The 23,928-nt window shown below is 38.5% G+C and carries 33 protein-coding genes; 30 read left to right on the forward strand and 3 right to left on the reverse strand.

Translation table 11 applies throughout. From position 1 onward, the window contains the following. The 13 genes from E7Z81_RS09785 to E7Z81_RS09845 form a co-directional block, all read left to right on the forward strand. A partial coding sequence (locus E7Z81_RS09785; protein ID WP_292747102.1) for a transposase occupies positions 1-279 on the forward strand: 279 nt, incomplete at its 5' end. 127 nt (positions 280-406) lie between these two features. Beyond that, the gene (locus tag E7Z81_RS09790; protein ID WP_292747106.1) at positions 407-976 is read left to right on the forward strand and encodes a hypothetical protein; all 570 of its coding nucleotides are present in this window, start codon (positions 407-409) and stop codon (positions 974-976) included. 127 nt (positions 977-1,103) lie between these two features. Beyond that, positions 1,104-1,346, forward strand: a complete 243-nt coding sequence (locus E7Z81_RS09795; RefSeq protein WP_292747109.1) for a hypothetical protein — start codon at positions 1,104-1,106, stop codon at positions 1,344-1,346. 52 nt (positions 1,347-1,398) lie between these two features. Beyond that, positions 1,399-1,869: an SseB family protein gene (locus tag E7Z81_RS09800; protein WP_292747112.1), complete on the forward strand. Its 471-nt coding sequence runs from the start codon at positions 1,399-1,401 to the stop codon at positions 1,867-1,869. Positions 1,870-2,042: 173 nt separating this feature from the next. After that, the gene (locus E7Z81_RS09805; protein ID WP_292747115.1) at positions 2,043-2,276 is read left to right on the forward strand and encodes a hypothetical protein; all 234 of its coding nucleotides are present in this window, start codon (positions 2,043-2,045) and stop codon (positions 2,274-2,276) included. Between the two features lie 10 nt (positions 2,277-2,286). Next, a complete protein-coding gene (locus E7Z81_RS09810) occupies positions 2,287-2,457 on the forward strand; it encodes a hypothetical protein (RefSeq protein ID WP_292747118.1) in 171 nt (56 codons plus the stop codon). Between the two features lie 9 nt (positions 2,458-2,466). Next, positions 2,467-3,117 carry a hypothetical protein gene (locus tag E7Z81_RS09815; RefSeq protein ID WP_292747121.1) on the forward strand — a complete coding sequence of 217 codons (651 nt, stop codon included), beginning with the start codon at positions 2,467-2,469 and terminating at the stop codon, positions 3,115-3,117. 144 nt (positions 3,118-3,261) lie between these two features. Next, a complete protein-coding gene (locus E7Z81_RS09820; protein WP_292747124.1) occupies positions 3,262-4,176 on the forward strand; it encodes an HIRAN domain-containing protein in 915 nt (304 codons plus the stop codon). Between the two features lie 86 nt (positions 4,177-4,262). Next, positions 4,263-4,982 (forward strand): CPBP family glutamic-type intramembrane protease, encoded by a 720-nt coding sequence (locus E7Z81_RS09825; RefSeq protein WP_292747127.1) that lies wholly within the window; start codon positions 4,263-4,265, stop codon positions 4,980-4,982. Positions 4,983-5,007: 25 nt separating this feature from the next. Then, positions 5,008-6,474: an AAA family ATPase gene (locus E7Z81_RS09830; RefSeq protein WP_292747130.1), complete on the forward strand. Its 1,467-nt coding sequence runs from the start codon at positions 5,008-5,010 to the stop codon at positions 6,472-6,474. Continuing rightward, positions 6,464-7,537 carry a zinc ribbon domain-containing protein gene (locus tag E7Z81_RS09835; protein WP_292747133.1) on the forward strand — a complete coding sequence of 358 codons (1,074 nt, stop codon included), beginning with the start codon at positions 6,464-6,466 and terminating at the stop codon, positions 7,535-7,537. The genes E7Z81_RS09830 and E7Z81_RS09835 overlap by 11 nt, the downstream gene beginning before the upstream one ends. A gap of 57 nt (positions 7,538-7,594) precedes the next feature. Further along, a complete protein-coding gene (locus E7Z81_RS09840; RefSeq protein ID WP_292747136.1) occupies positions 7,595-7,861 on the forward strand; it encodes a winged helix DNA-binding protein in 267 nt (88 codons plus the stop codon). Between the two features lie 8 nt (positions 7,862-7,869). Continuing rightward, the gene (locus E7Z81_RS09845; RefSeq protein WP_292747139.1) at positions 7,870-8,703 is read left to right on the forward strand and encodes an HIRAN domain-containing protein; all 834 of its coding nucleotides are present in this window, start codon (positions 7,870-7,872) and stop codon (positions 8,701-8,703) included. Here the strand turns inward: E7Z81_RS09845 and E7Z81_RS09850 are convergent. Beyond that, the gene (locus E7Z81_RS09850; RefSeq protein WP_292747140.1) at positions 8,695-8,985 is read right to left on the reverse strand and encodes a MarR family transcriptional regulator; all 291 of its coding nucleotides are present in this window, start codon (positions 8,983-8,985) and stop codon (positions 8,695-8,697) included. The genes E7Z81_RS09845 and E7Z81_RS09850 overlap by 9 nt on opposite strands. 176 nt (positions 8,986-9,161) lie before the next feature. On the opposite strand from E7Z81_RS09850, the gene E7Z81_RS09855 reads away from it, so the two are divergent. From E7Z81_RS09855 to E7Z81_RS09890, 8 genes are read left to right on the forward strand one after another with little or no spacing between them, the layout of a single operon-like run. Further along, on the forward strand, positions 9,162-10,094 hold the full coding sequence (locus E7Z81_RS09855; RefSeq protein WP_292747141.1) for an SseB family protein: 933 nt from the start codon (positions 9,162-9,164) through the stop codon (positions 10,092-10,094). Positions 10,095-10,127: 33 nt separating this feature from the next. Continuing rightward, positions 10,128-11,036 (forward strand): SseB family protein, encoded by a 909-nt coding sequence (locus tag E7Z81_RS09860; RefSeq protein WP_292747143.1) that lies wholly within the window; start codon positions 10,128-10,130, stop codon positions 11,034-11,036. A gap of 26 nt (positions 11,037-11,062) precedes the next feature. Then, complete coding sequence (locus E7Z81_RS09865) at positions 11,063-11,692, forward strand: hypothetical protein (RefSeq protein ID WP_292747145.1); 630 nt, start codon at positions 11,063-11,065, stop codon at positions 11,690-11,692. Position 11,693: 1 nt separating this feature from the next. Then, positions 11,694-12,005, forward strand: coding sequence for a zinc ribbon domain-containing protein (locus E7Z81_RS09870; RefSeq protein WP_292747148.1), 312 nt, complete (start codon positions 11,694-11,696; stop codon positions 12,003-12,005). Between the two features lie 4 nt (positions 12,006-12,009). Beyond that, positions 12,010-13,128 (forward strand): zinc ribbon domain-containing protein, encoded by a 1,119-nt coding sequence (locus E7Z81_RS09875; protein ID WP_292747151.1) that lies wholly within the window; start codon positions 12,010-12,012, stop codon positions 13,126-13,128. Positions 13,129-13,130: 2 nt separating this feature from the next. Next, positions 13,131-13,583 (forward strand): GNAT family N-acetyltransferase, encoded by a 453-nt coding sequence (locus E7Z81_RS09880; protein WP_292747154.1) that lies wholly within the window; start codon positions 13,131-13,133, stop codon positions 13,581-13,583. Further along, entirely contained in the window at positions 13,580-13,873 is a 294-nt protein-coding gene (locus E7Z81_RS09885; RefSeq protein ID WP_292747156.1) for a hypothetical protein, read from the forward strand. Before E7Z81_RS09880 ends, E7Z81_RS09885 begins: the two co-directional genes overlap by 4 nt. Next, a complete protein-coding gene (locus E7Z81_RS09890; protein ID WP_292747158.1) occupies positions 13,870-14,163 on the forward strand; it encodes a hypothetical protein in 294 nt (97 codons plus the stop codon). The genes E7Z81_RS09885 and E7Z81_RS09890 overlap by 4 nt, the downstream gene beginning before the upstream one ends. Before the next feature lie 24 nt (positions 14,164-14,187). Here the strand turns inward: E7Z81_RS09890 and E7Z81_RS09895 are convergent, their stop codons facing one another. Next, positions 14,188-14,541: a hypothetical protein gene (locus tag E7Z81_RS09895; protein ID WP_292747161.1), complete on the reverse strand. Its 354-nt coding sequence runs from the start codon at positions 14,539-14,541 to the stop codon at positions 14,188-14,190. 39 nt (positions 14,542-14,580) lie between these two features. After that, on the reverse strand, positions 14,581-15,675 hold the full coding sequence (locus E7Z81_RS09900; RefSeq protein ID WP_292747164.1) for a cation diffusion facilitator family transporter: 1,095 nt from the start codon (positions 15,673-15,675) through the stop codon (positions 14,581-14,583). Positions 15,676-15,782: 107 nt separating this feature from the next. Here E7Z81_RS09900 and E7Z81_RS09905 point away from each other — a divergent pair, with 107 nt between their 5' ends. From E7Z81_RS09905 to E7Z81_RS09945, 9 genes are all read left to right on the forward strand, one after another. Then, positions 15,783-16,322, forward strand: a complete 540-nt coding sequence (locus E7Z81_RS09905; RefSeq protein ID WP_292747167.1) for a glutathione peroxidase — start codon at positions 15,783-15,785, stop codon at positions 16,320-16,322. Between the two features lie 126 nt (positions 16,323-16,448). Then, positions 16,449-16,874 (forward strand): universal stress protein, encoded by a 426-nt coding sequence (locus E7Z81_RS09910; RefSeq protein ID WP_292747170.1) that lies wholly within the window; start codon positions 16,449-16,451, stop codon positions 16,872-16,874. A gap of 8 nt (positions 16,875-16,882) precedes the next feature. Continuing rightward, positions 16,883-17,269 (forward strand): hypothetical protein, encoded by a 387-nt coding sequence (locus E7Z81_RS09915; RefSeq protein WP_292747173.1) that lies wholly within the window; start codon positions 16,883-16,885, stop codon positions 17,267-17,269. A 42-nt stretch (positions 17,270-17,311) separates the two neighbouring features. After that, the gene (locus E7Z81_RS09920; protein WP_292747176.1) at positions 17,312-18,382 is read left to right on the forward strand and encodes a glycosyltransferase; all 1,071 of its coding nucleotides are present in this window, start codon (positions 17,312-17,314) and stop codon (positions 18,380-18,382) included. Between the two features lie 4 nt (positions 18,383-18,386). After that, positions 18,387-19,448 carry a glycosyltransferase family 2 protein gene (locus E7Z81_RS09925; protein WP_292747179.1) on the forward strand — a complete coding sequence of 354 codons (1,062 nt, stop codon included), beginning with the start codon at positions 18,387-18,389 and terminating at the stop codon, positions 19,446-19,448. A gap of 44 nt (positions 19,449-19,492) precedes the next feature. Next, positions 19,493-20,596, forward strand: a complete 1,104-nt coding sequence (locus E7Z81_RS09930; protein WP_292747182.1) for a glycosyltransferase — start codon at positions 19,493-19,495, stop codon at positions 20,594-20,596. Positions 20,597-20,601: 5 nt separating this feature from the next. Next, a complete protein-coding gene (locus E7Z81_RS09935; RefSeq protein WP_292747184.1) occupies positions 20,602-21,546 on the forward strand; it encodes a hypothetical protein in 945 nt (314 codons plus the stop codon). 14 nt (positions 21,547-21,560) lie between these two features. Continuing rightward, entirely contained in the window at positions 21,561-22,802 is a 1,242-nt protein-coding gene (locus tag E7Z81_RS09940; RefSeq protein ID WP_292747186.1) for a glycosyltransferase, read from the forward strand. Between the two features lie 13 nt (positions 22,803-22,815). Further along, positions 22,816-23,928, forward strand: a complete 1,113-nt coding sequence (locus tag E7Z81_RS09945) for a glycosyltransferase family 2 protein (protein WP_292747189.1) — start codon at positions 22,816-22,818, stop codon at positions 23,926-23,928.

Genomic DNA, 23,928 nt, shown 5'->3' on the forward strand with positions numbered 1-23,928 from the left:
AATTTGATTTTTCCCCTATCTGAATTCATAAATAAATTAAAAAAGAAATTTGAATGGTACAAGCCAGAAGCTGAAGGAGTAGTGTTTGTTGATGCCAAAAATACCAGTAAAACATGCCACAAATGCGGCCATATAAATGAAAATTTAGATGTGAAAACACGAGATTGGATTTGCCCGAAATGCGGTGAAAAATTAGATAGGGATGTCAATGCTGCTATTAACATACTTAACCGGTGGAACCCCGGGGGATTGCCTAGAAAGCACTCAATAAACGATTGAGTAATAAAAACAAAACTCTAGGAATCCTCGCCTTCTTCAAGGCGAGGTTGTTCAAGAGGAATTCCTATCCATCAAGAAGGAAGCCTATGTCAATCACAGGCAAAAGGGAAAATCCCATAACATCTCCATGAGGGAATCACTGCTTAGCGAAGACGAATATGATGAATGCAAGGATGACCTGGATGAATTGCTTAGAAAAATAAGATTCAGAATAGTTCTCGAATCAATATCAAACAATAAAACTTCAACTGTTGCTGCACGAAATGCCGGCGTTAGTCTTGAAGAGGTGTATGACTGGTACTTTAAGGGTCGTGATGGTGTGGAGGAATATGTTGATTTCTATGAGGATTTCCACCACAGTTACGTAAGGCCAAGTGCCGTGCCGATTCAGGAAAAATTGGACAATGAAAATGCCTCCATCGACAATCTCATCAGAAGCAACAAGCATCTCTTTACCAAAAGGGATTTTGATATATGGCTGAAAAACGGAATCGTTAATGTTGGAGTATTCCATTTGGAAAAGGATGACACTGAAGAGAATGATGATGACACAGAAACCGATGATAATAATAATGAAGTAAAAGAAATAAACATCAACAAGTTCAGAAAAGCCAAAAAGTCAAGGTCATCTTTAGGAAAAATCATAGAAGAAGACTATGACGTGGAAGAGCTTAAAAGGCAAATCCTTAAAAAATGATAGGTGATTAACATGACAAAAACAGCCATCACACATAAATTTAAAAGTATCCAGATATTGAGAATATTCAAAAATAGACCTAAAACTGGTTTAAGATTTCCTACATACGGATTTGGAGGCTAATATTATGGAAGGTTTTTTCAATATTCTTATAATAATCCTTTTTATATTCGGAATTATTTCACTATGCTCTTCCCTGTTTAATGACACTCCGCAGAATTATACTAAAAAGAAATCATACAGCAGAAGGTCCACATATTCCCGAATTAATGATGAAGAGGAATATCATGACTATGATCCGAGCTGGGATGATGCATACTTTGAAAAGACCGGCATCGAGCCATGGTTTGATGACAACGGTAAAAGATAAGGAGGTTTTAATGTGTTAACAGGGTTAAAATATTCAAATTGGGGGTTTTACAATGATCTGTCCTAGATGCGACGGAAATTTCCGCAACAACAAGCCATGCGACACCTGCGGGATTACATATGAAGAGCTTATAAAATCAATACGCCATGACGAGATGAAAAAACTTTTCGTCAAAATAGGCGACATGATTGAACACCATGAAGATTTCACTGTTGAAGAGTCTCTTCTTGCCGTTGAGCTTAAAAATTCTTCACTGCTGATACCTGCAAAGATTGTTGACGGCGCTTTAGGCGCAATGACGGTTGAGGATGAAAAAAACAGAAGATTCATCACACTGTATACTGACATTGAGGAATATGAAAATGCGAAAACTGGCATAGAACCTCTTACCAATCCATTCAGTGAAATGGTTCATCTTTTGGATGATCGATTGGAGGGTTTTGTGATAAACAAGGATAGTGTAGCATGTGAAATTCCGAAAAATTTTCTAAAGAAATATTTTGCAGATGATTTAAGAACTTAAACCTGTAAGAGCTCGATGATAATATGGACGGAATAGTTATAAATCCCCAAAGCGATAATATACTACTAACAAAACTTGGCAATATTTCAAATGTTTTCAGTGGAAGGTGAGGCATAATGGATTCAGAAATACAACTAAGCATACAGGAGATAGTCCTCGATTACGAGGCACTGGTGAGATTTGAAGAGAGAATAATCACATTGGAGGAGATAGACAGGCTTGATGAGGAGGACTCAGAGGAATTTCTCGAAGACGTTGAAAGAATGGCATCCAAATACATTCCGAACTATCTTGAAATTCTCCCCGACAGGTTCTACTCCCCCAATTCATCAACAAAACAGAAAGCAATGATACTGAGCAATATGCTTCAGAAAAACTTCAAGGAAATATTCTATAAACTTGTATGAGGTGAACAATATGATTACATGCGACGTTTGCGGAAGACTGAATGATTCATCAAATGCGATATGCGCATACTGCGGCTCTGATTTGTCAGACAGTCCCGACTGGGACACATACGATGACGACATGCTCAACTTTGATGAGGCAGATGAAATGGGATACGCTGATTCTGACTTTTATGAATAAAGTGATTAGATGCCAACATGTCCTGGCTGCGGATCTCTAATAATGGAAGGCGACCCATACTGTTCCCACTGCGGAGCACATCTTTCATGGAATAATAATGACAGTAAACACGACCAGATTGACGGCGGATTCAACAATTATGTAAGAAGGCCTACAGGCGGCAACAGCGATTCCGAAAAGATTGATGAAGTTTTAAACAGCATGCATCTTTTTGATGCAAAAAAGAGACTTGGACTTAAAAGAAAGCTTTTGGAGTTTTACTCTGCCAGGGACTGCATCAACCTTAACTGCGTTGTCAACAACGGCGACTGCATATTTGCATTTACACGCAGTAACGGGTATGTTAAAACCGTTGACGAGTTTCACTACTACATGGACGATCCATTTCGAAAATCAATATTCGAGGATGCCTATTCACGCAACAGCTATGACGGGCTGTATAAAAATCCCAAGTTCAAAAGCTCTGTCGAGTCCAAGGGTATGGAATTTTTAGGATGTTACGGCGGATACAAGATTGAATACGATATGGCAAAGGATGAATTCAGGATGATTGATGAGGTTGAAGTCCAGGCATATTTCAGAGTCAACGGAAAACGAAGAATATTTGATTTGGATTTAAACACATTGACACTTTCAGACACATTCAGTGAGATTGACTGAGGTGGGCAAATGGCAAAGAAATGTTATTACTGCTCATATCCAAACAGTGACGATGCAGTTAAATGCGTCAGCTGCGGAGTGGAGCTTAAAAAGTACTGGGTAAATGAAACTTGTTGATGAAAGGTAATTTAAGGAGGAAATACGATGGGTGATGAATACGAACCGTACCAGTGGCAGGTGGGAGATCCCGCAGACTGGGGTGACAGCGTAGGCGTTCCGGACATTCCATATATGGGATATCTAAATAATGGCAATGACGATGATGAGTGTGAAAGGCCAGCTAATAAAAGCAGGGTCCGGCAGTTGTCTGATGAGGCATGGGATTATGTATGTGAGGAGAATTATGATGCTGCACTTTTAAAGATAAACAGTGCTCTTGATATTGATGACCGCCATCACAATGACTGGAACCGGAAGGCAATAATATTGGAAGGCCTTAACAGATACGAGGATGCATTTAGATGTTATGACGAGTCACTTAAACGTGGCGGGTCCAGTGTTGTTCGCTCCAACAAGGCATTCTGCATTAAATCCTATCTTTCAATCAAACTTATGAAAAACGAGATAACCCAGGATGAGCTGAACCTTATAAACGAGGCTTTAAAGATTCTTCCGGACAGTGAAAACAGCCATGACTTTTTATACTGCAAGGGTGAAATTCTCGAAAAACTGGCAAAACCGGTTGATGCCCATATATGCTTTCTTCTGGCGGCAAAGATGTATGATGATGTTGAAAAAGTGGAAAATCAGCGCAAAATCATTAAAAACTCCAGAAGCACACTGATTTGTGTTACCGGAACACAGCACTATAAGGGTTCAATGCCTTTAAAACCGGGCGTTATACTGGATTTGATTAAGGAGCCTGAAAACAGATATGACAAGGATGCAATCAGGGTTGAAATCAACGGTGAAACTGTGGGTTATGTTGCTAACTCAGATGCCACAACCGTTGAGGGAACCGTTAAGGCGTCAATGTTGGATATGCCTGAAAAATCTGCAATGGCGAAAGTGATGTTCATGTTCGCTTCAAGGTTCATCATTGCAGAAATTATTCAGTGAATAATTTCCAGGTTTTTTCCAAACATGCTGATATTTTCATGAACAAATAAAAATATTTATATCTTTTTTTTAATTAATTTATAATTATGACAGACTTTTTTAAATTCGAAACTGTAAAGGAAGACTTGCCGTTCTATAATGGTGTCCCGGAAATTCCGGCGTGGAGTTGGATTCTGTTGCTTGCAGGCCTAGTTGCATATGTCATGCTTGTCAAGCACATTCCAGTTGAACTTAACTACAAAATTTTCCCTATTGCCCTGATGCTTTCAACAACATTACCTATCCTGATTGTTGCAAGGGGAAACTACGGATACTTTTTTAAAAAAATAAGCATGGGAGATGTCAAATACATCATCCTGACAGTTATTTTAAGCTTTATATATTCAATAGTTTTTGGTGCCATTTTCTATATGGCAGAAGGTATGCCTCAGAGTATGCTTCAGTTAATGGGATACGAAATATCAATCAGCTATACTATTGAAGTTATTCTCCCTTTATTTATCCAGCTGATGGGTGAAGAGCTTTTCAAGGTCATCATAATCCTTATAATGATGCTTATACTGTATAAATTTTCAAAAAACCGTAAGGCATCCCTGGCCGTTTCAGTATTTGTTGCACTTGTGCTTTTCGGGCTCATGCATGCAGGTGAATACGGCTCATTCCTTCGTGTTATTGTAGTTCAGGGAATCGGATCAATATTTGATGTGCTTTTATATCTTAAAACCAAAAACGTATTTGCATCATACCTGTCACATCTTTTGTTTGACATTATTTCACTGAGCATAACCGGCCAATTATTATTTTAAATATGATTAATTATAAAATGTTAATATGATGTTGGAGTGGACAATTTGTAATAAATGCGGTAAAATCCTTGACAACTCACAGACTGCATGTCCGTCATGCGGAAGTGAAGTCGAAAAGGTGGGAATGGATTATCTGAGAGATTATCTGAACAATTTCAGGTTTCTGGTCAATACTGTAAATGTATTCTATGACTTTTCACCGTCAATGGAAAGAATGGAGAAGACCAACCTGGTAAGCGTTGTTCTGGATGATTTTTTCAAATGGTTCAGCTATCTCGGACTGGGTGATGATGTAATAACAGACAACGAACTTGAGTTTATAAACTCACTTCTTAACGTTAACTACACCAAGGATGATATTTTAAGCCTTACTGATTTAAAGGCGGGTGATGAAATCCCGTTGTCATTTGTTGCGTTGCATGAAATCGACCTTTTCGGGGCGAAGTATGACATGACTAACATAAACTCATGCGCCCAGCTTTATGAATGCTACAAGTTTCTTGGAAAGTTTTTCATAACAGTTGATGACGAGCTCAACGATGAAGTCCTTGAGCTTTATACATCATACATCCGAAAGCTTGAGGAATATATGGCTGAAAATGAAATAGACACAAATCCTGAAATACAGCCGATTGACATTCCCCAAAGCATTGAGGAAACCGAACCCGAAAAAACACTTGACGAATACATTGAAGAGCTAAACCGCCTTGTAGGTCTTGAAAAGGTTAAAAAGGATGTCAATTCACTGATTAATCTTGTAAGAATCAGGAAGCTCAGGTCAGACCGTGGCATAAAACAGCCTTCCATGAGTCTCCATCTGGTGTTTTCAGGTAATCCCGGAACCGGAAAGACAACTGTTGCAAGACTCTTATCCAAAATATATCATGCAATGGGACTTCTCTCAAAAGGCCATCTCATCGAAACCGACCGCTCAGGACTTGTGGGAGGATATGTGGGCCAGACCGCAATCAAGACTCAGGAGGTTATACAGTCTGCTCTCGGCGGAATACTTTTCATCGATGAGGCATACTCACTTAACCAGTCAAGCGAAAACGACTACGGAAAAGAGGCAATAGACACACTCCTAAAGGCAATGGAGGACAACCGTGATGATTTCATCGTTATTGTTGCGGGATACCCCGGTCTTATGGACAACTTTTTAAACTCAAATCCGGGTCTTGAATCAAGGTTCAACAAATTCATCTACTTTGACGATTACGATGCAGAGGAGCTCTACAACATATTCATGCTCATGGCAGGTGACGCAAACCTGAAACTTGACGAGGCGGCTGATGAATACATCAGACAGTACTGTGAGAAGATGTATGAAAACCGCTCAAAGAACTTTGCAAATGCAAGAGCTGTAAGGAATCTTTTCGAAGAGGTTCTCACCGCTCAGGCAAACAGGCTTGCGCCTAAAACAGACATTAGTGATGATGAACTTAACACTTTAACTTATGAGGATTTTTTGGTGGATGACAATGACATCTAAGATATGCAACAACTGCGGAAGCGAAGTGGATGAAAGCTCAAACTTCTGTCCCAACTGCAAGTCACAGTCCTTCAGAAAAAAGGCGGAAATCATTGAAGCAGATGACAGTGTAGTGCACAGGCTGTTTTACTGGAACTTCAACAACCGGTATATACTGGCAAAATCAAAGGTGCTCGGCGCATTTGTGGCAGTTACATTCATTATAGGGTGTTTTGCAACACCATTTCCTCTTGTTGTAGCTGCAATAGGTCTTGTAATAGCTTTGGCATTTTATGCCGGAGGATATCTTATCAGAAGAACAATTCTGAAACCTTCAGATGCACAGCTCGGATACAATGATTTCGGATTTGGAAGAGATGTTATAAACACTCTTTTTTACTGGCAGGACAAGAGGTCCGGTGAGTTCATCCTCTCAAAAACCAAAATCATTACTGTGGTAATATTCATTTTATGTGCTATATGGGCAACTACCGCTTCCATAAGTCTGGCATTTATGGTGGTTTTTGCATCAATATTCACAATTCCCGCATTTGCTGTAGGTTTTGTAATTCACAAGTTAACATACAAGCCTTCAACAAATCCTAGAATGATTAAAACCGCAAAAAAACCTAAAAGGGAAATCCCTAAAAAGGAACCTGAAGTCATTGAGGATGCATCCCGGGACGTTACAGATTCAGAGCTTTTAAGATACAAAAGGGAAATCGAAAACTTAAAAGAGAAATACGATGCAAAGGACGAGGCCGCAAGAAAGCTTATCGAAAAGCGTTTCGCACCGCCGCAGCTTACCTATACAAGGTTCATCACATCTGTGGACAATGCAAGGGATCTTTTCAAAAGTCAGGCTGCATCCGCACTGAACATCATTAACCTTTCAAGCGACTTTTCACCAAGAATAAAAAGCGAGCTTGACTCAAAAATAGAAATTCTCAATACAATCATTGCAAAGCTGGACGATTTGACAAACGAGCTTGTTGTAAGCATGGACGAGTCAAAAGAGGAGGATGTCCATAACCTTATTGATGATATGGATGATTTGATAAATTCCGTGGATACCTATAAATAACATTGTAGATAAGTATATATAATTTGGACTTAACAAGTTAATAATGTGGTCGATAATATGGATGATGAAACATTGAAGAAATTCGCATACGTAAACATATCAACCTACCGGGTAAGGGCTGTAAAGGCCCTTAAGGACGAGGACAAGACTCCAAGCCAGATTGCTCAGGATGCAGGAATCAGGATGAACCACATTTCCAATGTCCTAAGGCAGCTTAAAAATTATGAGGTTGCCGAATGCATAAATGAGGAAAGCAAAAGAAACAGAATCTATCGCCTTACAAGTGCAGGAAAGGAAATAGTGGACTATCTTGACAACGAGTAGTGATTCAGATGACATCCCAGAAAGACATTTCAAAGGAAACTCTTGACGGATGGACTAAAAAACAAGAAAAAAAGCAGGATAATATTTCAGAAATTTTAAGCCAGGAAGCGCTAAGGCTCAAATCAAAAAGAAGATACAACGAGGCACTGACCCTCATAAACCTGGCCATAGAACATGATGAGCTCAACAGTGAATACTACAATTTAAAAGGACTTATTTTACAGGATTTGCATAAGTTTCGCCAGTCTCTTGAAGCATTCGACAAATCCCTGGAAATTCAGGAAAGCGAAGAGGTAATGCTCAATAAGGTAAATGCTCAATACGGCTGGGCAAACTCACTTAACGACAAAAATCAGGCTTTGGAATTAATAACCGAAGCAATTGAAAACGCAGCATATCTGACCATGGATATCGACATGGAAAAGTTCTGGTATCTTAAGGGAAGCATACTGGACTGTCTTGGTGATAAAATTGCATCCAGAAAATGCTACATGATAGCTGAAAACATGACTGATGAGATATCTCAGCTTGACAAACATACCGATTACATTAACACAACTGATGATGCTCTCATATGCATTACTGGAACACAGTTCTATCAGGGACTTGAGCCTTTCAGTGAAGGTCTTGTGGTTGATCTGGTAAGGGACAGTGAAAACGAGCACGACCCCGATGCGGTGCGTGTTGAAGTCGGCGGGATGGCATTGGGCTATGTTGCAAACAGTCCTCATACGATGATTGAAGGTGTTAAAAGCGCCAGTGAAATAAAGGATATGAAATTTAAAAAAGCAGAGGTGAAGTTCCTCTATCTGTATGAGTATGTCATTGCAAAACTAATCTAGCTTCTGGTTGTCGATTCGATTAAGCACTTCAAGTGCCAGTGGTGTGTTTTGATATATTCTTCCCTTGCTTGCATTTTCATTTACGCAAACAACAAGATTTTTTTCTTTCAAATCATGAAGGGCATTGGATACCTGGGTGGTTCCAAGTCCTGTGGAGCGTGCTATTTCTGAAGGCATCAGAAAACTGCTTTCAAGAGTCTTCAGAGTTTTGTATCTTGTAGAGGATATTTTAATGAAACCTACCATATTCCATATTTCTTCTTCATCATATTGTTGTGACATGGTTAATTTTATGTTTGGGGTTAAATACAACCTTATTTATAAGATTGTATATGTCTTGTAATATGGTTGTTACTTCCTTGTACATTTGTATACCGCTTTAACAACAATCAATATACATTTACGTTTATAATATATTAGTAACATATATACTAAACATATAACAGGTGATGTAATTTATGGACAATTCACAGATTAAAAACAAACATTTAGGATATCTTTTGGAACATGTTAAACTGTATTTGGATGACAATGAAAAAATCCCGCTGGATTTGCTTCTGCATCTTTTCGGAGAGCTCAGGGTTTCCAACCTGCTGCTTCCGCTGTATTATGAGGACGGAGACGTTGTCTTTGAAAACATCACTTCAGATGACGGAAACACATACCTCCCTATTTTCACAACTCAGGAAGAGTTTGAAAAGCATACAGATGAGGAAAGCCCTTATGAAGCATGGGACCATGATTTTGACATGTATCTTGACATTGTAGAGCACAGCAATCTTGACGGTGTTGTTATTGACATTGAAAGCCTTGCCGTGAAACTGGACAACGAGTTTCTCTCACAGATTCCAACAGGAACTCCGGTAAAGTTCGGTGATGGCGAAGCCCTCAGCGATAAAGAATACAAGGAAATCTTTGAAAGCGTTACAAACGATGAGCTAATTGAATTTTTAAAATCAGACTTTAGCCGTAAAGATCTTGAACCGTTAATGGTTGAGCTTTCAAATGCACGTCTTTTAAATGCAGTGTTCAGTGATGAGCCTCTTGACGCATCAGCACGTGACGGAATCATAAGATGCAGTGACGTCGGCGGATTCGATTTGTTCTACATTGACGATGACCCGATTCATCTGGCTGTTCTTTTCACAAGCAAGAAGGAAATGCAGGAATCATTCGAAGGAACAGATTTAAACATATACGGTCAGGTAACAGTTCTCACAGACCTTTTCGATTTTGTTCTCAAAAACGACATGGACGGAATCATAATCAATCCGAATTCACTTGACTTCTATATACTGCGTGAGGAAATCATCTCACAGGCAAGGGGATTCGAACTCATAGCCGAAGACGACAGGTTTAAGGAAAGCCTTGAATACGCATTCCTAATCTAAAAGATTTTTAATCATCCGATACATAATACTTTAATGATGATAACACACAAACACCTAAGGAATGTAATTGAAGACATATATTCAAACGGAAACGAAGTGACTGAAATCCTTCTCACACGTCTTATTAACGAATTCAGATATTCCAATCTATATATTCCCGCTAAAAGGGAAAACGGCAAGCTGAATTTCATTATATATGATGATGAGGATTTAAAAATCACTCCGCTTTTCACTGACCTTGATGAATTCCGCAAGTTCTACAAAAGCGCAGACATTGAGGTTCTAAACAACTCCTTCGAGCTTTATCAAAACATACTGAAAACTTCAGATATCGAAGGATACATCCTCAATCCCGCTTCAGAGAAATATCTATTCAAAAAGGAATTCATTCTTGGCATCAAGAACATACCAAAGACTAATTTTTACTCAACCAATGCCTACAGCGAAGACGAACTTAAATCAATTATGGAAAGTGTCAACAATGATGATCTTGAAGGATTCATATCAAATCCACAAAACATCGGAGACTACGAGGCGCTTTTCGAAAGGCTTTCAAACTCAAGACTATTAGCACTTATGATATCAGACACTGACCTTGCACCATACATGAAGGACGGCGTCATAAACCAGCAGAATACAGGCCCTCTTGCCACCATGTATATGGACAATGTAGGGGGAAGCTATGCCGCTCTTTTTACCTCTGAAAGCAAGATAAATGACGTTAATGTCAGGGGATATAAATATTCACAGCTTGTAAATCTTGCAACCCTTGTGAACTTTGTTCTGTGCGAGGATATGGAAGGAATAATTCTCAATCCCGGAAGCGACAATGTGCTTATATCAAGGCTTAATCTTCTCATGTATTCACTGGGCTTTGAAAGGTTTGCTAATGACGAGAGACTGTGCGAGTCAATGTACTACTTATTTGACATTAAAATTTAAAACGATAGAAAACAATAGGTAATATTATGTCCGAGTTATCTGAACTGATTAAAATCAACAAGAATATTGAAGCTCAAAATGAGGAAATCATCCGACTTTTAAAAAAAATAGCCGGTGAGGACGGCAATGTCTCCGCACCGGCAGTCAATGTGATGAAACCCTATCCCGAACATCCCTTTGACTTTGACACTCTGGGATATGATGATCTTATTGATGAGGAGGAAGCTGAAGAGGAAGAGGAGATTACAGAACCTCATTTTGACGTGCCCCTTGATGTGGGTGAAGTCTATCTGATGGAAGACAAAAACCCCTACAAGATATCCATCAAAAATAATGAAACTATCATCGATAATTTAAACACTTTGGCAGGACCTAAGGATTATTATTTAGCAGAACTTGTAGCAAATGAATTGATGAAAAATAATTCAAGTTTTGAAGTATCTACAGTTATACTTCCAGAGTCAGTTATTGGAAACTTGCCAAAAACACTGGAACGCTGCATAGGTGAAGGAGCCAAAAAGGTCTACGGACCATGGAAGGCAATGATGGAACTTCTCAACGCACCTGACTATCTCCAGCACGAACTCCAGCTTGATTTCTACAAATCCGAAGAACACCTCATTGAAAGGGTATTCAAAGAAATTGGAAGTGAATAGCATGACAAAATTCTGTCCGTTCTGCGGTGAAGAGCTTGTTGATGATGCAAAGTTCTGCAAAAACTGCGGAAAGGATGTCTCATCATACACTGCACAGGGCACCGGTAATTTCACACCTGTACAGACAAGTGAAAAGAGCCATACACTGGCAATCGTTGCAGGATATATTTTAGCCCTGCTCATACCTCTTGGAGGAATAATAATCGGGATATATCTTATTACACGTGATGAAAGCCAAGCAAAATTTCATGCAAAACTAATCATTGCCCTGGCGGTAGTGGTATGGTTTATCAGCTTCATGATAATGTGGTGATCAATTGAACCTTAAAAACCTCTCCAGATATACACGAGTCGACATTGAAAAGACAAGGCTTGTTCAGGCGGCCCTTGAAAAAGAGGATATTGTAGAGCTTAGAAGCTATCTTATAAAAGCTGATGTGTGTTTTGACGCCGCATTCAGTGAACCTCTGGTCAAGTTCTGCCCCAAATGCAGGAAAAAATATCCCGAAAGCGAAAACTTCTGCCTTGAGTGTGCAGAAACTCTAAAAGAAATCAGGGACGTTAATGTAAAAGACATTGAAATAAAACCGAAATTCATCTGCAGGGGTTCAAGAACACTCAATGACTTTGGCCAAATTCTAAGCGACGAAAACCTTGAGATGATTGCATCAGCTGATTTCGACATCGAAAAGATTGCTCTTAAAATCAAAAGATCCGCACTTAGAAGACTTGATAAAACCATTAAAGAGAATGACATTCTTTTATCAGAGCTCGGCATTCTCGACAAGATTATTCTTTTTGCAAAATCATTCGTTGAGATGGAATACAAGTCATACGGACCCGAGCTTGGAATATACCAGTTCAACAAAATATTCATAGACGACAGACAGCTTGATGTTTTACAGATTACTACTTTGATTCATGAGCTTACACACTTTCTTGTAAAGGAAATTCTCACACAGATATTGTGCGTGATGCTTGACTCTAAAAAAACAACCGAACTGGAATCAGTAGTAACATTCATCATGTCCTATTCGCCGTTAAACCAGCTGGTTGATGAATATGCGGCACATACCGTTGAGGGAAGATTCACATTATACGGATATCAGGACTACTCATCATTTTTAAGCATTGAAAAGACAATTGATATTGCCAGAGAAGATATAGAAATGCTCAAGACTATCGGAAACAGCTTTGCAAACGTCATTAAAAACATTCTCGAATCATTCATCAACGATAAGCTTTTAGGTGAAATCAAAGACAAGTTCAGAGCTGAAATCATGGACCAACCGGACTATAACAATCTCAGACTTGAAAACTGCACACTCTTAAATAATGAAGGATTTAAACAGGCCATAATCCTTATCCTTGCTGAAGGATTTGCAGTTGCAATGGACAATGTCGAAACCCTTGAAAGCTACAACAGGATGTGGTGATTATGAAGGCAATGCTGAAGACATTTGATGAGCTTTCAAACCTGGAGCTCTATGATATATTAAGATTAAGGTCCGAGATATTTGTCGTGGAGCAGCAGTCAATCTACAATGACCCTGACGGATACGACATCGACGCATATCATTTAATAATTGAAGATAACGCTTCAGTTGTTGCAGCGCTCAGAATTCTTCCTGAAAAAACAAGGTTTGAGGATATATCAATCGGAAGACTTGTGGTCAAAAAACAGTACAGAGGCAAGGGTCTTGCAAGAAAGATAATGCAAATAGCCATAAAATTTATTATTAATGATTTAAAAAAAGATACAATTAGATTATCAGGTCAGACATACCTGAGCGAATTCTACACATCTCTGGGTTTTTCGAAAGTTTCAGCCGAATACCTTGAAGACGGAATTCTTCACAATGAATTTCTATATGAAAACGTGATATCATGAATGTAAAACAAAAGATTCTTGACTTGAACATGCAGCACACAGATAACGAAACAGCGATTGAAGATTTGCTGATTACCATTGTAACCAACTTTCAGCTTTTCGAGCCATGCAAATATCTGGCCGAAGATGAGGAATGGCTCAATATTGCAATGATTTCAGTGGAGGATGAAAGCCTCTCACAGGCAATGTCTATCAAGAAAAGCGAAATTGTAATGCTTGGAATATTCAACCCTGCCGAAATAGAAATGGCAAAACAGATAAAAACCGAACCTGAGGACTTTTACCAATGAAAGAACTGCTTTTTTACCCGGACTTTGACGTTGATGAAACAACCAGACAGATTACTGAAATAATGTCAAAATGGTCAATCCAGCTTCTTGACATAAACGGCCCCACATGGGTGGTCTATGACTATGACATGGATATTAAATACATAATAAGGTTTCTCATCAATTTCGATGATCTTGAAACAAGGATAAAGCTGGAAGACTTGAAGCTTAATGTCATACATCACATTGAGAGCCTGAGGGATGAAACCACATACAGGGACAATCTTGTAAATTCTGTATTTCTGGATTAAAAAAAAGAAAAGAAAGAATTAAATTTAATTAATTCTTGTGTTATAATATCTTACACCATCACTGTCATAAGTGTACCATCTGTTAACCTCATCATCGTATTTTTCACCAATAACAGGAACATAGGAGTCACTTTGAGGATTGTATACTTTATAGGTTGCGTTTGTGTTGTTTGTTCCATTTAATTTTGAATTATCACCGACGACAGTGGTATTGTTACCTGCCTTGTCAACGTCAATGACTGTCTTGTTGGTATTGTTTGTGGCATTTTTAGTAATGTCCACATTTGATGAATCTGAAACATAAACAAAAGCTGCAACAGCTATAAGTGCTATAACAAGAACTGCAATAGCAATTAAAATTATATTTTTGGTTTCCATTAAAATTCACCTACTTAATATTTATATTTAAACTAGTATTTAATCTGTAATGTCGTAATCATCAATTATGACATAATTATAGTTAGGATGTCTTGATTTTATTTCATCAAGTACCTTCTGCTTTATGGCGGCCCTGTCGGCATCAAAATCAACAATCAAATCAAAGGACACTGTATTGTCCTCTTCATATACTATAAAACCGTGGGTTTCGATAATCTCATCATACTGGGAGATGATGTCATCTAAATCGTCACGGATGTCCTTGTACTTGTCGTTTTTGGCATATACGCCCACAGCAACCAGAGGTATTGAGAACTCCTGATATATCTTGTACTGGAGCTTTGTTGTAAGTCTCTGAATATCCACGGTTGTAAGTGAATCGTCAATTTCAACATGCACTGAAGCCTGAATGTTTTCAGGTCCGTAATTGTGTATGAATAGATCATATGCGCCGTATACTTCTGGAACTTCACACAGTGATTCCTTGATTTTCACTGACAGCTCATGGTCTGCTCTTGCACCGAGCATGCTGTCCAATGTTTCTTTAAGCATGTCATAACCGGCTTTGAGAATCACGAATGAGATGAGCACACCCAGGATTCCTTCAAGTGATATGTGGAAAAACAGGGATATGATTGCAGCAACAAGTGTTGAAAGTGAAAGTATTGAATCGAAAAACGCATCGCTTCCTGAAGCTACAAGAGCCTGGGAGTTAATCTCTTCACCGACACTTTTAACGTATCTTCCAAGCATGAACTTGACGGCAACAGCAACCGCAATGATTACAAGAGAAACGGTAGTATAGTTTGTAACGTCAGGATTGAATATCTTTGGCCATGACTCCATAAGGGATGTGAATCCTGCCCAGAGAACAATAGCCACAATGATAACTGATGAGAAATACTCGATTCTTCCGTAACCGTATGGATGGTCCTTGTCAGGTGCCTTTCCGGAAAGCTTGGCTCCGATTATAGTAATTATTGATGACAATGCATCGGTAAGATTGTTGACCGCATCCAATGTAATCGCAATGGAATTGGTTAAAATACCGATTGTGGCCTTGAAGGCAACTAGAATAAGGTTTACTACAATTCCGATTATACTAGTTCTTACGATTTTAGCTTGTCTTGTCATGAAATTATATTTGAATTTAATTATAATTAAATCATTTGAAAAAGTACTATAAAAAAATTTAAATATGTTCATTCTACAATATATTTTTAAATCGTGGAGGAATAGCCATGAGCATATATGATTTTGAAGTGAAAGACGGTGAAGGAAACCCGGTTTCCCTAAGCCAATACAAGGATAAGGTACTATTGATAGTCAACTCAGCAACCAAATGTGGTTTCACACCACAGTACACAGAACTCAACGAAATTTACAATGAATTTAACGAACAGGGCTTTGAGATTCTGGATTTCCCATGCAACCAGTTTGGAAAACAGGCTCCGGGAACAACCGAGGAAATCACAGAAGTATGCCGATCAAAATGGCTTGTTCCATACACAATCTTCGACAAGATAGATGTAAACGGCGAAAACGCATCACCATTATTTGAATATCTCAAAAACGAACAGCCATTTACAGGTTTTACAGGCAGCGGTGCAGGCAAACTCAAGCTTGTCGTCAAGATGATAGACAGACATTACAAGGACAACAATAACATCAAATGGAATTTCACCAAGTTCCTTGTTGACCGCCAGGGTAATGTCGTTCGCAGATTCGAACCTACAGAAGACTTGAATGATGTAAAAGAAGCTATCCAAGCTCTTTTATAATCTACTTTTTTTTGGAAACTTAACATCACAGTATTATTCAGACATTTGAATATGTTCTAATATAAAAAAACATTATTAACTATTAAAGACATATATATTTTTACTTAAGATTGGGTGCAAGAATATATGTATAACAAGATTTTATTACCTACTGACGGTTCAGGCTATGCCGAAGAGGAAGTCGACAGAGTAACAAAACTGATTGCAGATGACGGTGAAATAATAGTCCTGTCCGTTGCTGGAAAAATTACCTCCGGTGCATTTCAGGGCAGAACAAAAGTCAAAAAAATCAACGCCAGAATGAAAAAGGAAGCCGAAGAGGCAGTAGCTAAAATGGAAGCCAAATTCGAAGATGGCCTAAATGTAAAAACCATGGTCAGGACTGGTTTTCCGGCAGAAACAATAAACAAGGTGGTTGAAGAGGAAGGAGTCGATTTAATCGTAATTTCAGCTTCCGGAAAAAGCGGACTTCAAAAATTGGTAATAGGAAGCGTAGCGGAAAAGGTTCTTAAAACAGCTGACATTGACGTTTTACTGATACACAACAAATAGGTGATGCAATGGACACTAAACGATTGGCGATATATGTTATCATAATTATTTTAATAGCCGCCGTCGGTTCATTCCTATACATCTCAGGAAATTCACACAACACCAAAGTGGAGGTTACAAGCAACAAAACACTCCAGAACGGAAAGTTCGTTGAAATTCTTCTGACTGATGAATACAGGAATGTATATCCGGGCGAAGTTGTTGATATAAAGATTTTGGATGATTCCGGATGGGCAAACAAGTACCAGGTAACCACAGACGACAACGGTGAGGCAAACGTGGAACTTGTCACATTTGAAAACGGTAACTACACCATTCACTGTGACTATAACGGAACAATGTTCAACAAGGAATCCCACACAGTTTATGATTTGGTTATTGATGACGGCTACTAGCTTTCATCATTTTTTTAATTTATTTTTTTAGAGGATTTTTTCATGGTTAAGGTATCTGTTGTAATTCCTGTTTATAATGTTGAAGACTTTCTTGGCGAATGCCTGGACAGTATTGTGAACCAGACACTTGAGGATATAGAGATAATATGCGTCAATGACGGTTCACCGGACAATTCACTTGACATACTTAATGAATACGCTTCACGTGATAAAAGAATAACCGTAATAGATCAGGAAAACGGAGGTCATGCAGTTGCAACAAACCGTGGAATCGACATGGCTCAGGGAGAATACCTTTTTTTAATGGACTCAGACGACATACTTGACCTTAAAGCATTGGAGCTTGCATACAATAGATGCATCCAAAAGAATGTTGACTTTGTTATCTTTCAGGCAATAAACTACTACATGGACAAGGACGAGCTGATTGAGGAGGAAAACTACAGCATGAACGCACTGGCCGATTACGTCGGTGAGTCAGTATTCAATTATAGGGACATCAGGGATTATGTCTTTGACATTACAGTAACACCATGGTCAAAATTATACAATAGAAAATTCATCGAAAAAAACAATATCAGATTCCCCGAAGGACTGGTGTTCGATGACAACGTATTTTTCTATGACGTTCTTTTTGCAGCAGAGAGAATCACATTTTTAAGAAAGCATCTCTTTAAAAGAAGATGGTATCCCACATCATCAACAAGGGCAGGGGACCTGAGGTTTTTAAACTACATCGACATATGCAACCTGATATGGGACGTATTTACAAGATACGGCGAGTTCGACTACTACAAAGACGAGCTTTTTGACAAAAAGGTGTCAACCGTATACTACTGGTACAAAAACATAAAACCCGAATTCAAGGAGACATTTTTTAAGGAGATGAAAAAGGACTACCAAAAACTTGCAGATGATGAGAAGTTCTTAAAATACTTCCTTGAAAATCTTGATGAGAGAAAGACAAAGATATTTGAAAGTGTTCTTGAATCAGACATTCATGAGGAATTTGACCTTCATATGGAAAACTATGAACTTGAAAAGGAAAACGCACACCTGAAGGATTTGATGGACTCATCAATTCCCAAACTGGTAAAATCAAAGCTAAGGTGATTAAATGTCAAAGATATCTGTTGTAATGCCCGTATACAATGCAAGCGAATATTTGAAAGCGTCAATAGACTGCATACTCAACCAGACATATCAGGACATTGAACTCGTATGTGTGGATGACGGTTCAACAGACTCATCACTGGAGATACTGAAAAGCATTGCCGATGCAGACTCAAGGGTAAAAGTCTTTTCCCAGACCAACCAGGGAGGAGGCGCTGCACGTAATTTCGCCCTGAAACATGTGACAGGCAAATATCTCTACTTCATGGATGCCGATGATATTCTTGATTTGAATGCATTTGAAGAGCTTGTTGCAATCGCAGATGAAAAGTCACTTGATTTTATAATATTTAAAGCAACAAACTACGACTCAGACACAGACACATACTATGACACCGATTACTATTCAATGCCTAAACTTAAAGCCTTTGTAAATGATAAAGTATTCGGCTTTGATGATTTGCATGAGCACATTTTCGATATAAGCGTTACCCCTTGGTGCAAGTTCTACAATCTGGAATTTGTAAACAAGTCACAAGCCAAGTTTCTTGAGGGATCCATTTTCCATGACAACCAGTTTTTCTGGGAAGTCTTATTCAACGCCAAAAGGATGTATTTCAAGGACAAGGCATACTACACAAGAAGGCGACACTCCGCATCATCCACCGGAGCGGGAGACGAGAGATACGTCAACATTATCAATGTGGTGAACAATATTATCAAGTTATTTGTAAAATACGGACATCTGGATACATATAAGAACATACTGTACAACAAAAAGGTCCAGTGGATATATGCAAGATACGTTGATATCCATGAGGAGTACAGGCAGATGTTTTATGATGAGATGAAAAGGGATTTCACCTCAATCGAAGACAATGCATTTGAAGGATGTCTAACAGGCGATAACAGATTTATTTTTGAAAGTGTAATAAACTCCAAAACTAAAAATCATTTCGATTTGCTTTTGAAAAATCATGAGCTTAAAAAAATCAACGCTCAACTTAAAAATAGCAAAAAATTACCTAATTTTATTAAATACCGTCTAAAAAAGATAATCAAATAAGTATTTAAATACTTGTAAGGATAAAAATTAAAGTGAGGTTTTTTATGGTTAAAGTATCTGTTGTTATTCCCGTTTATAACGTAGAGGATTTTTTAGGTGAATGTCTTGACAGCATCACCAACCAGACATTGACCGATATAGAAATCATATGTGTCAATGACGGTTCGGCCGACAGGTCACTGGATATACTGAATGAATACGCTTCCCGTGACGAGAGAATAACTGTTCTCGACCAGGAAAACGGAGGACATGCCGTTGCAACCAACCGTGGAATGAAACTGGCAACAGGCAAATACATATTCTTCATGGACTCCGACGATATTCTCGAGCTTACAGCACTTGAAGACACATACAAGATTGCCGAAGAAAGACAGGTCGACTTTGTAATATTTCAGGCAATCAACTACTACATGGATACAGGAGAGCTTGTTGAGGCCGAAAACTACAGCATGAACGCCCTAGCGGATTTTGTGGGCGACAGGGTATTTAACCATAAAGACATTAAGGACTATGTTTTTGACATTACAGTAACACCATGGTCCAAGCTCTACAACAGGGAATTCGTGATGAAAAACAACATAACCTACCCTGAAGGACTGGTATTTGACGATAATGTATTTTTCTATGACACACTCTTTGCAGCAGAGAGAATCACTTTTCTAAGAAAGCACCTCTTCAAGAGAAGATGGTATTCATCATCATCTACAACATCCGGTGCAAAGCACTTCATAAACTACGTTGACATCTGCGATTTGATATGGCAGGTATTTTTTAAATATGATGTATTCGATGATTTTAAAGAAAAGCTGCTTGCCAAGAAATTTCACACAAATTTCCACTGGTACCAGCTGATCAAACCTGAATTCAAGCAGCTATATCTTGACAAGCTGCGTGAAGACTACAAGAGAATTGCAAGCGACAGTCAGTTTAAGGAATATATCATGAAGGATCTGGAGCCTTATGACCAGAAGCTGTTTGAATATGTGCTTAAATATGAGGACTGCGATACATTCGATGTTGCATTTGAAAACTACCGCCTCAGAAGAAAGAACGCAAAGCTTAAAAACAGATATGATGAAGTAAGAAAGATACATGATGATTTGATTAATTCCAACAGCTGGCAGAAGACACAGCGCCTGAGAAAGTGATGATTATGGTTAATTTATCCGTTATAGTTTCTACAAATAATGAAGATATTGCCTCTTCAATGGATATCATCCGCAGCCAGAGCCTGGATGACATTGAAGTGATATGCATTGATGAAGACGTTAATGCAGACGGAGTCCGGACAGTGAAAGGCATAGATGAAATCGCCGGAAAATACGTATATTTCATGAATGCACCAAATGGTCTCGACAAGAATACATTCAAAGAAGCATTCGACATGTGTGAAGATAAAAACCTTGACTTTCTCCAGCTTACAGATGAATTCGAAAGTGAAGTTTGCTTTTTCAATGAATTTAAAGCACGCACATTTAAGATGGACATTTCAAGGGACACCAAATTCATAAGCACAAGGCTTTTAAAAAGAATAGGTGAAATCAGCCCTGACGATTACCTGTTATTCTGGGACTGCATATTCAACTGCCAGAGATTCTCATTTTACGGAAAAAACATCAATATAAAAAGACCCGAATTAAGTTATGATGACAAGGTGAATCTCATAAACTCATCAAACATGGTGTTTACCAAATTCACAGACCATAACTTTATCGGAAAGTACAAGTTCAAACTCTTTGACTGGAGAATTGAACTTCTCTACTCCGCCTGGAAAAGCCTTGATGATGATTTGAGGCAAAGTTATTATGAAGCTTTAAAAGAAGATTTCACCCAGATGATCTATCACTGGAGATTCACCGATTTTGCCGAATATGTAAATCCGATAAACAAGCTTTTCTTTGACGATATAGTATATTCAAAGACCTATGAAGATTTTGAAAAGCTGATGGTACAGTATGATATACAGCTTGACAGCGAAGAGTTTAAAAAGGAAAATCAAATACTTGAAAAGAACATTAAAATACTCAAAAAGGAAAACGAAAGCATATTCAACTCCACCAGCTGGAAGATAACCAAGCCATTAAGAGGATTAAAATAATTTTAAGTGATAAAATGCCGAAGATATCAATTATAATGCCCGTTTATAATGGTGCCAAATACCTGGAAAAGTCACTGGAAAGCGTTTCCAGGCAAACATTCAATGATTTGGAAGTAATCTGCGTTGACGACGGCTCAACAGATAACTCCCTAGAAGTGTTAGATGAGCTTAAAGCAAAATATGATTTCATAAAAGTCATATCACAGGAAAACCAGGGCTCAGGAAAGGCACGTAACACAGGCCTTCAAAATGCCGGAGGAGAATATATTGCATTTCTTGATGCCGATGACATCTATGTTGACGCAAATGCCCTTAATGAGATGTATGGCATTGCAGAGAAAAACGATGCGGATGTTGTATCAGCAAATATAGCTTTCATAAAAAAGGATTATTCACTTTATAAAAATCGCCATTACGAACGTGGGGATTACATGTACTTTAAAGAGTCCGGTGCAATCAATCCCGATGATTACGGCATACCATATGCATTTTATAAAAACATCTTCAAGAGGCAGTTTTTAGAAAAGCACAATATTGTATTTCCAGACCTTCTAAGAGGTCAGGACCCGGTATTTCTCTCCGAAGTCTTTGCAAATGCAGATGAGATTTATGTATGTCCTTTAGACTTTTACGGCTATAACTATTCCGTAGGGGGCGGTGTAAATCATAAGATGAACAATTACCTTAAAAAGAAAAGCTATGTACAGCACTTCAGGGATGCATGCGATATTCTGGCTGGGGCGGATTTGAAAAAGACCTCAGAGGAGTACAAGCTGCACCTTACAAAATACCTCAACTGGAAGAAAAACAACAGGAACGAGGATTTATTCAAAATATACGGTGAAATATTTCCTGACAACATTGATTATTTTGACAAAAGCGATGAAAATTACATAATATTCAATGTTGCGGCTCAGTCTTATCTTTTATATCACTCAGACGATGAGGAGAACTTTAAAAATGTCAGAAAGTCCATGCTTGATATTGATGAAGACATTCTTCCAGGCCATGTTAAAGAGAAATATGACCTCATCGTCTCATCAGATTCACTTGCAGATTATAAAAAGTCATATCATGATGTGAGAATGGAAAAGCTGGAGACACAAAACAGGAAACTTAAAGACAGGATTGATGAATTAACTGAAGAAAACGAAAAGCTTGAAGGAAAGCTAGAATCACTTAAGGATGATGTGAAAACTGTAAGGTCTTCATCCACTTTCAAACTGGCTAAAAAGGTCAAGGATATTTTAAAATAATGAGGTTATCAAAATGGTTGACGTTTCTGTAATTATTCCCGTTTACAATGCAAGCGATTATCTTGAAGAAGCAATCGGCACAATACTGAACCAGTCCATGGAGGACATTGAAGTAATATGTGTAGATGACGGATCTGAGGACAATTCACTTGAAATTCTCAAAAAAATTGCCGAAAAGGATTCAAGGGTTCAATATTATCATCAGGAAAACCGTGGAGGAGGCGCTGCAAGAAATGTGGCACTGCCTCATGCAACCGGAAAATACATCTATTTCATGGATGCTGACGATATAGTTGATTCAAATGCCCTTAAGGAATGCTATGACATTTGCGAAGAGAAAAATCTGGACTTTGTTCTTTTCAGGGCAATGAACTACGCCGAAGATACAGGGGAATACTTCAAGACAGATGACTACAGCATGGATGAACTCTATGACTTTGTAGGTGACAGGATTTTCAACTTCCATGACTTGGGAGATTTGATGTTCAAGGTATCAGTGACACCATGGTGCAAGCTCTACAACAGGGAGTTTGTCATGAGCACAGGAGCCCAGTTTGCCGAAGGACTTATTTTCCACGACAACATATTCTTCTGGGACGTCTTCCTTTCAGCTGAAAGAATCTTTTTCTATGACAAATATCTCTATACAAGAAGAAGGCATTCCGCTTCATCAACAGGTGCCGGTGACAAGCGTTACATAAGCACAATTACAATCAACAATATGATTATACAGAAGTTCATTAACCACGGACTGTTTGAAAAGTACAAGAAATACCTCTATGACCACAAGATTTATCTCATTTTCCACAGGTACAATACAATCCAGGAGCAGTTCCGTCCGTACTTCTATGAGCATCTTAAAGAGGACTTTTCAAAGATGCTTGATGATGAAAGATATGAGGAGTTCATAAGCATAATAGTGCCGAACAACAAGAAAAGGTTTGAGATGGTCGTGAATTCAGAGGAGTTCAGGGAATTTGACCTTTCACTGCAGAACCTTCAGTTATCCATCAGGAAAAACGATCTTGCACGTAAAAACAAAAAGCTGAAAAAAGAGGTTAAGCGCCAGGAAAATCTCCTGTCCAGAAAGCCGGTTTCACTATTCTTAAAACTTAAAGGTAAATAA

It is taken from the genome of Methanobrevibacter sp. (assembly GCF_015062935.1).
Lineage (GTDB): Archaea > Methanobacteriota > Methanobacteria > Methanobacteriales > Methanobacteriaceae > Methanocatella.

What these genes read in the sequence shown, in the direction of transcription:
- E7Z81_RS09790 (WP_292747106.1), top strand. Translation starts at nt 407, where the DNA reads ATGAGGGAATCACTGCTTAGCGAAGACGAATATGATGAATGCAAGGAT.
- E7Z81_RS09795 (WP_292747109.1), top strand. Translation starts at nt 1,104, where the DNA reads ATGGAAGGTTTTTTCAATATTCTTATAATAATCCTTTTTATATTCGGA.
- E7Z81_RS09800 (WP_292747112.1), top strand. Translation starts at nt 1,399, where the DNA reads ATGATCTGTCCTAGATGCGACGGAAATTTCCGCAACAACAAGCCATGC.
- E7Z81_RS09810 (WP_292747118.1), top strand. Translation starts at nt 2,287, where the DNA reads ATGATTACATGCGACGTTTGCGGAAGACTGAATGATTCATCAAATGCG.
- E7Z81_RS09815 (WP_292747121.1), top strand. Translation starts at nt 2,467, where the DNA reads ATGCCAACATGTCCTGGCTGCGGATCTCTAATAATGGAAGGCGACCCA.
- E7Z81_RS09820 (WP_292747124.1), top strand. Translation starts at nt 3,262, where the DNA reads ATGGGTGATGAATACGAACCGTACCAGTGGCAGGTGGGAGATCCCGCA.
- E7Z81_RS09825 (WP_292747127.1), top strand. Translation starts at nt 4,263, where the DNA reads ATGACAGACTTTTTTAAATTCGAAACTGTAAAGGAAGACTTGCCGTTC.
- E7Z81_RS09830 (WP_292747130.1), top strand. Translation starts at nt 5,008, where the DNA reads ATGATGTTGGAGTGGACAATTTGTAATAAATGCGGTAAAATCCTTGAC.
- E7Z81_RS09835 (WP_292747133.1), top strand. Translation starts at nt 6,464, where the DNA reads ATGACATCTAAGATATGCAACAACTGCGGAAGCGAAGTGGATGAAAGC.
- E7Z81_RS09840 (WP_292747136.1), top strand. Translation starts at nt 7,595, where the DNA reads ATGGATGATGAAACATTGAAGAAATTCGCATACGTAAACATATCAACC.
- E7Z81_RS09845 (WP_292747139.1), top strand. Translation starts at nt 7,870, where the DNA reads ATGACATCCCAGAAAGACATTTCAAAGGAAACTCTTGACGGATGGACT.
- E7Z81_RS09850 (WP_292747140.1), bottom strand. Translation starts at nt 8,985, where the DNA reads ATGTCACAACAATATGATGAAGAAGAAATATGGAATATGGTAGGTTTC.
- E7Z81_RS09855 (WP_292747141.1), top strand. Translation starts at nt 9,162, where the DNA reads ATGGACAATTCACAGATTAAAAACAAACATTTAGGATATCTTTTGGAA.
- E7Z81_RS09860 (WP_292747143.1), top strand. Translation starts at nt 10,128, where the DNA reads ATGATGATAACACACAAACACCTAAGGAATGTAATTGAAGACATATAT.
- E7Z81_RS09865 (WP_292747145.1), top strand. Translation starts at nt 11,063, where the DNA reads ATGTCCGAGTTATCTGAACTGATTAAAATCAACAAGAATATTGAAGCT.
- E7Z81_RS09870 (WP_292747148.1), top strand. Translation starts at nt 11,694, where the DNA reads ATGACAAAATTCTGTCCGTTCTGCGGTGAAGAGCTTGTTGATGATGCA.
- E7Z81_RS09880 (WP_292747154.1), top strand. Translation starts at nt 13,131, where the DNA reads ATGAAGGCAATGCTGAAGACATTTGATGAGCTTTCAAACCTGGAGCTC.
- E7Z81_RS09885 (WP_292747156.1), top strand. Translation starts at nt 13,580, where the DNA reads ATGAATGTAAAACAAAAGATTCTTGACTTGAACATGCAGCACACAGAT.
- E7Z81_RS09890 (WP_292747158.1), top strand. Translation starts at nt 13,870, where the DNA reads ATGAAAGAACTGCTTTTTTACCCGGACTTTGACGTTGATGAAACAACC.
- E7Z81_RS09895 (WP_292747161.1), bottom strand. Translation starts at nt 14,541, where the DNA reads ATGGAAACCAAAAATATAATTTTAATTGCTATTGCAGTTCTTGTTATA.
- E7Z81_RS09900 (WP_292747164.1), bottom strand. Translation starts at nt 15,675, where the DNA reads ATGACAAGACAAGCTAAAATCGTAAGAACTAGTATAATCGGAATTGTA.
- E7Z81_RS09905 (WP_292747167.1), top strand. Translation starts at nt 15,783, where the DNA reads ATGAGCATATATGATTTTGAAGTGAAAGACGGTGAAGGAAACCCGGTT.
- E7Z81_RS09910 (WP_292747170.1), top strand. Translation starts at nt 16,449, where the DNA reads ATGTATAACAAGATTTTATTACCTACTGACGGTTCAGGCTATGCCGAA.
- E7Z81_RS09915 (WP_292747173.1), top strand. Translation starts at nt 16,883, where the DNA reads ATGGACACTAAACGATTGGCGATATATGTTATCATAATTATTTTAATA.
- E7Z81_RS09920 (WP_292747176.1), top strand. Translation starts at nt 17,312, where the DNA reads ATGGTTAAGGTATCTGTTGTAATTCCTGTTTATAATGTTGAAGACTTT.
- E7Z81_RS09925 (WP_292747179.1), top strand. Translation starts at nt 18,387, where the DNA reads ATGTCAAAGATATCTGTTGTAATGCCCGTATACAATGCAAGCGAATAT.
- E7Z81_RS09930 (WP_292747182.1), top strand. Translation starts at nt 19,493, where the DNA reads ATGGTTAAAGTATCTGTTGTTATTCCCGTTTATAACGTAGAGGATTTT.
- E7Z81_RS09935 (WP_292747184.1), top strand. Translation starts at nt 20,602, where the DNA reads ATGGTTAATTTATCCGTTATAGTTTCTACAAATAATGAAGATATTGCC.
- E7Z81_RS09940 (WP_292747186.1), top strand. Translation starts at nt 21,561, where the DNA reads ATGCCGAAGATATCAATTATAATGCCCGTTTATAATGGTGCCAAATAC.
- E7Z81_RS09945 (WP_292747189.1), top strand. Translation starts at nt 22,816, where the DNA reads ATGGTTGACGTTTCTGTAATTATTCCCGTTTACAATGCAAGCGATTAT.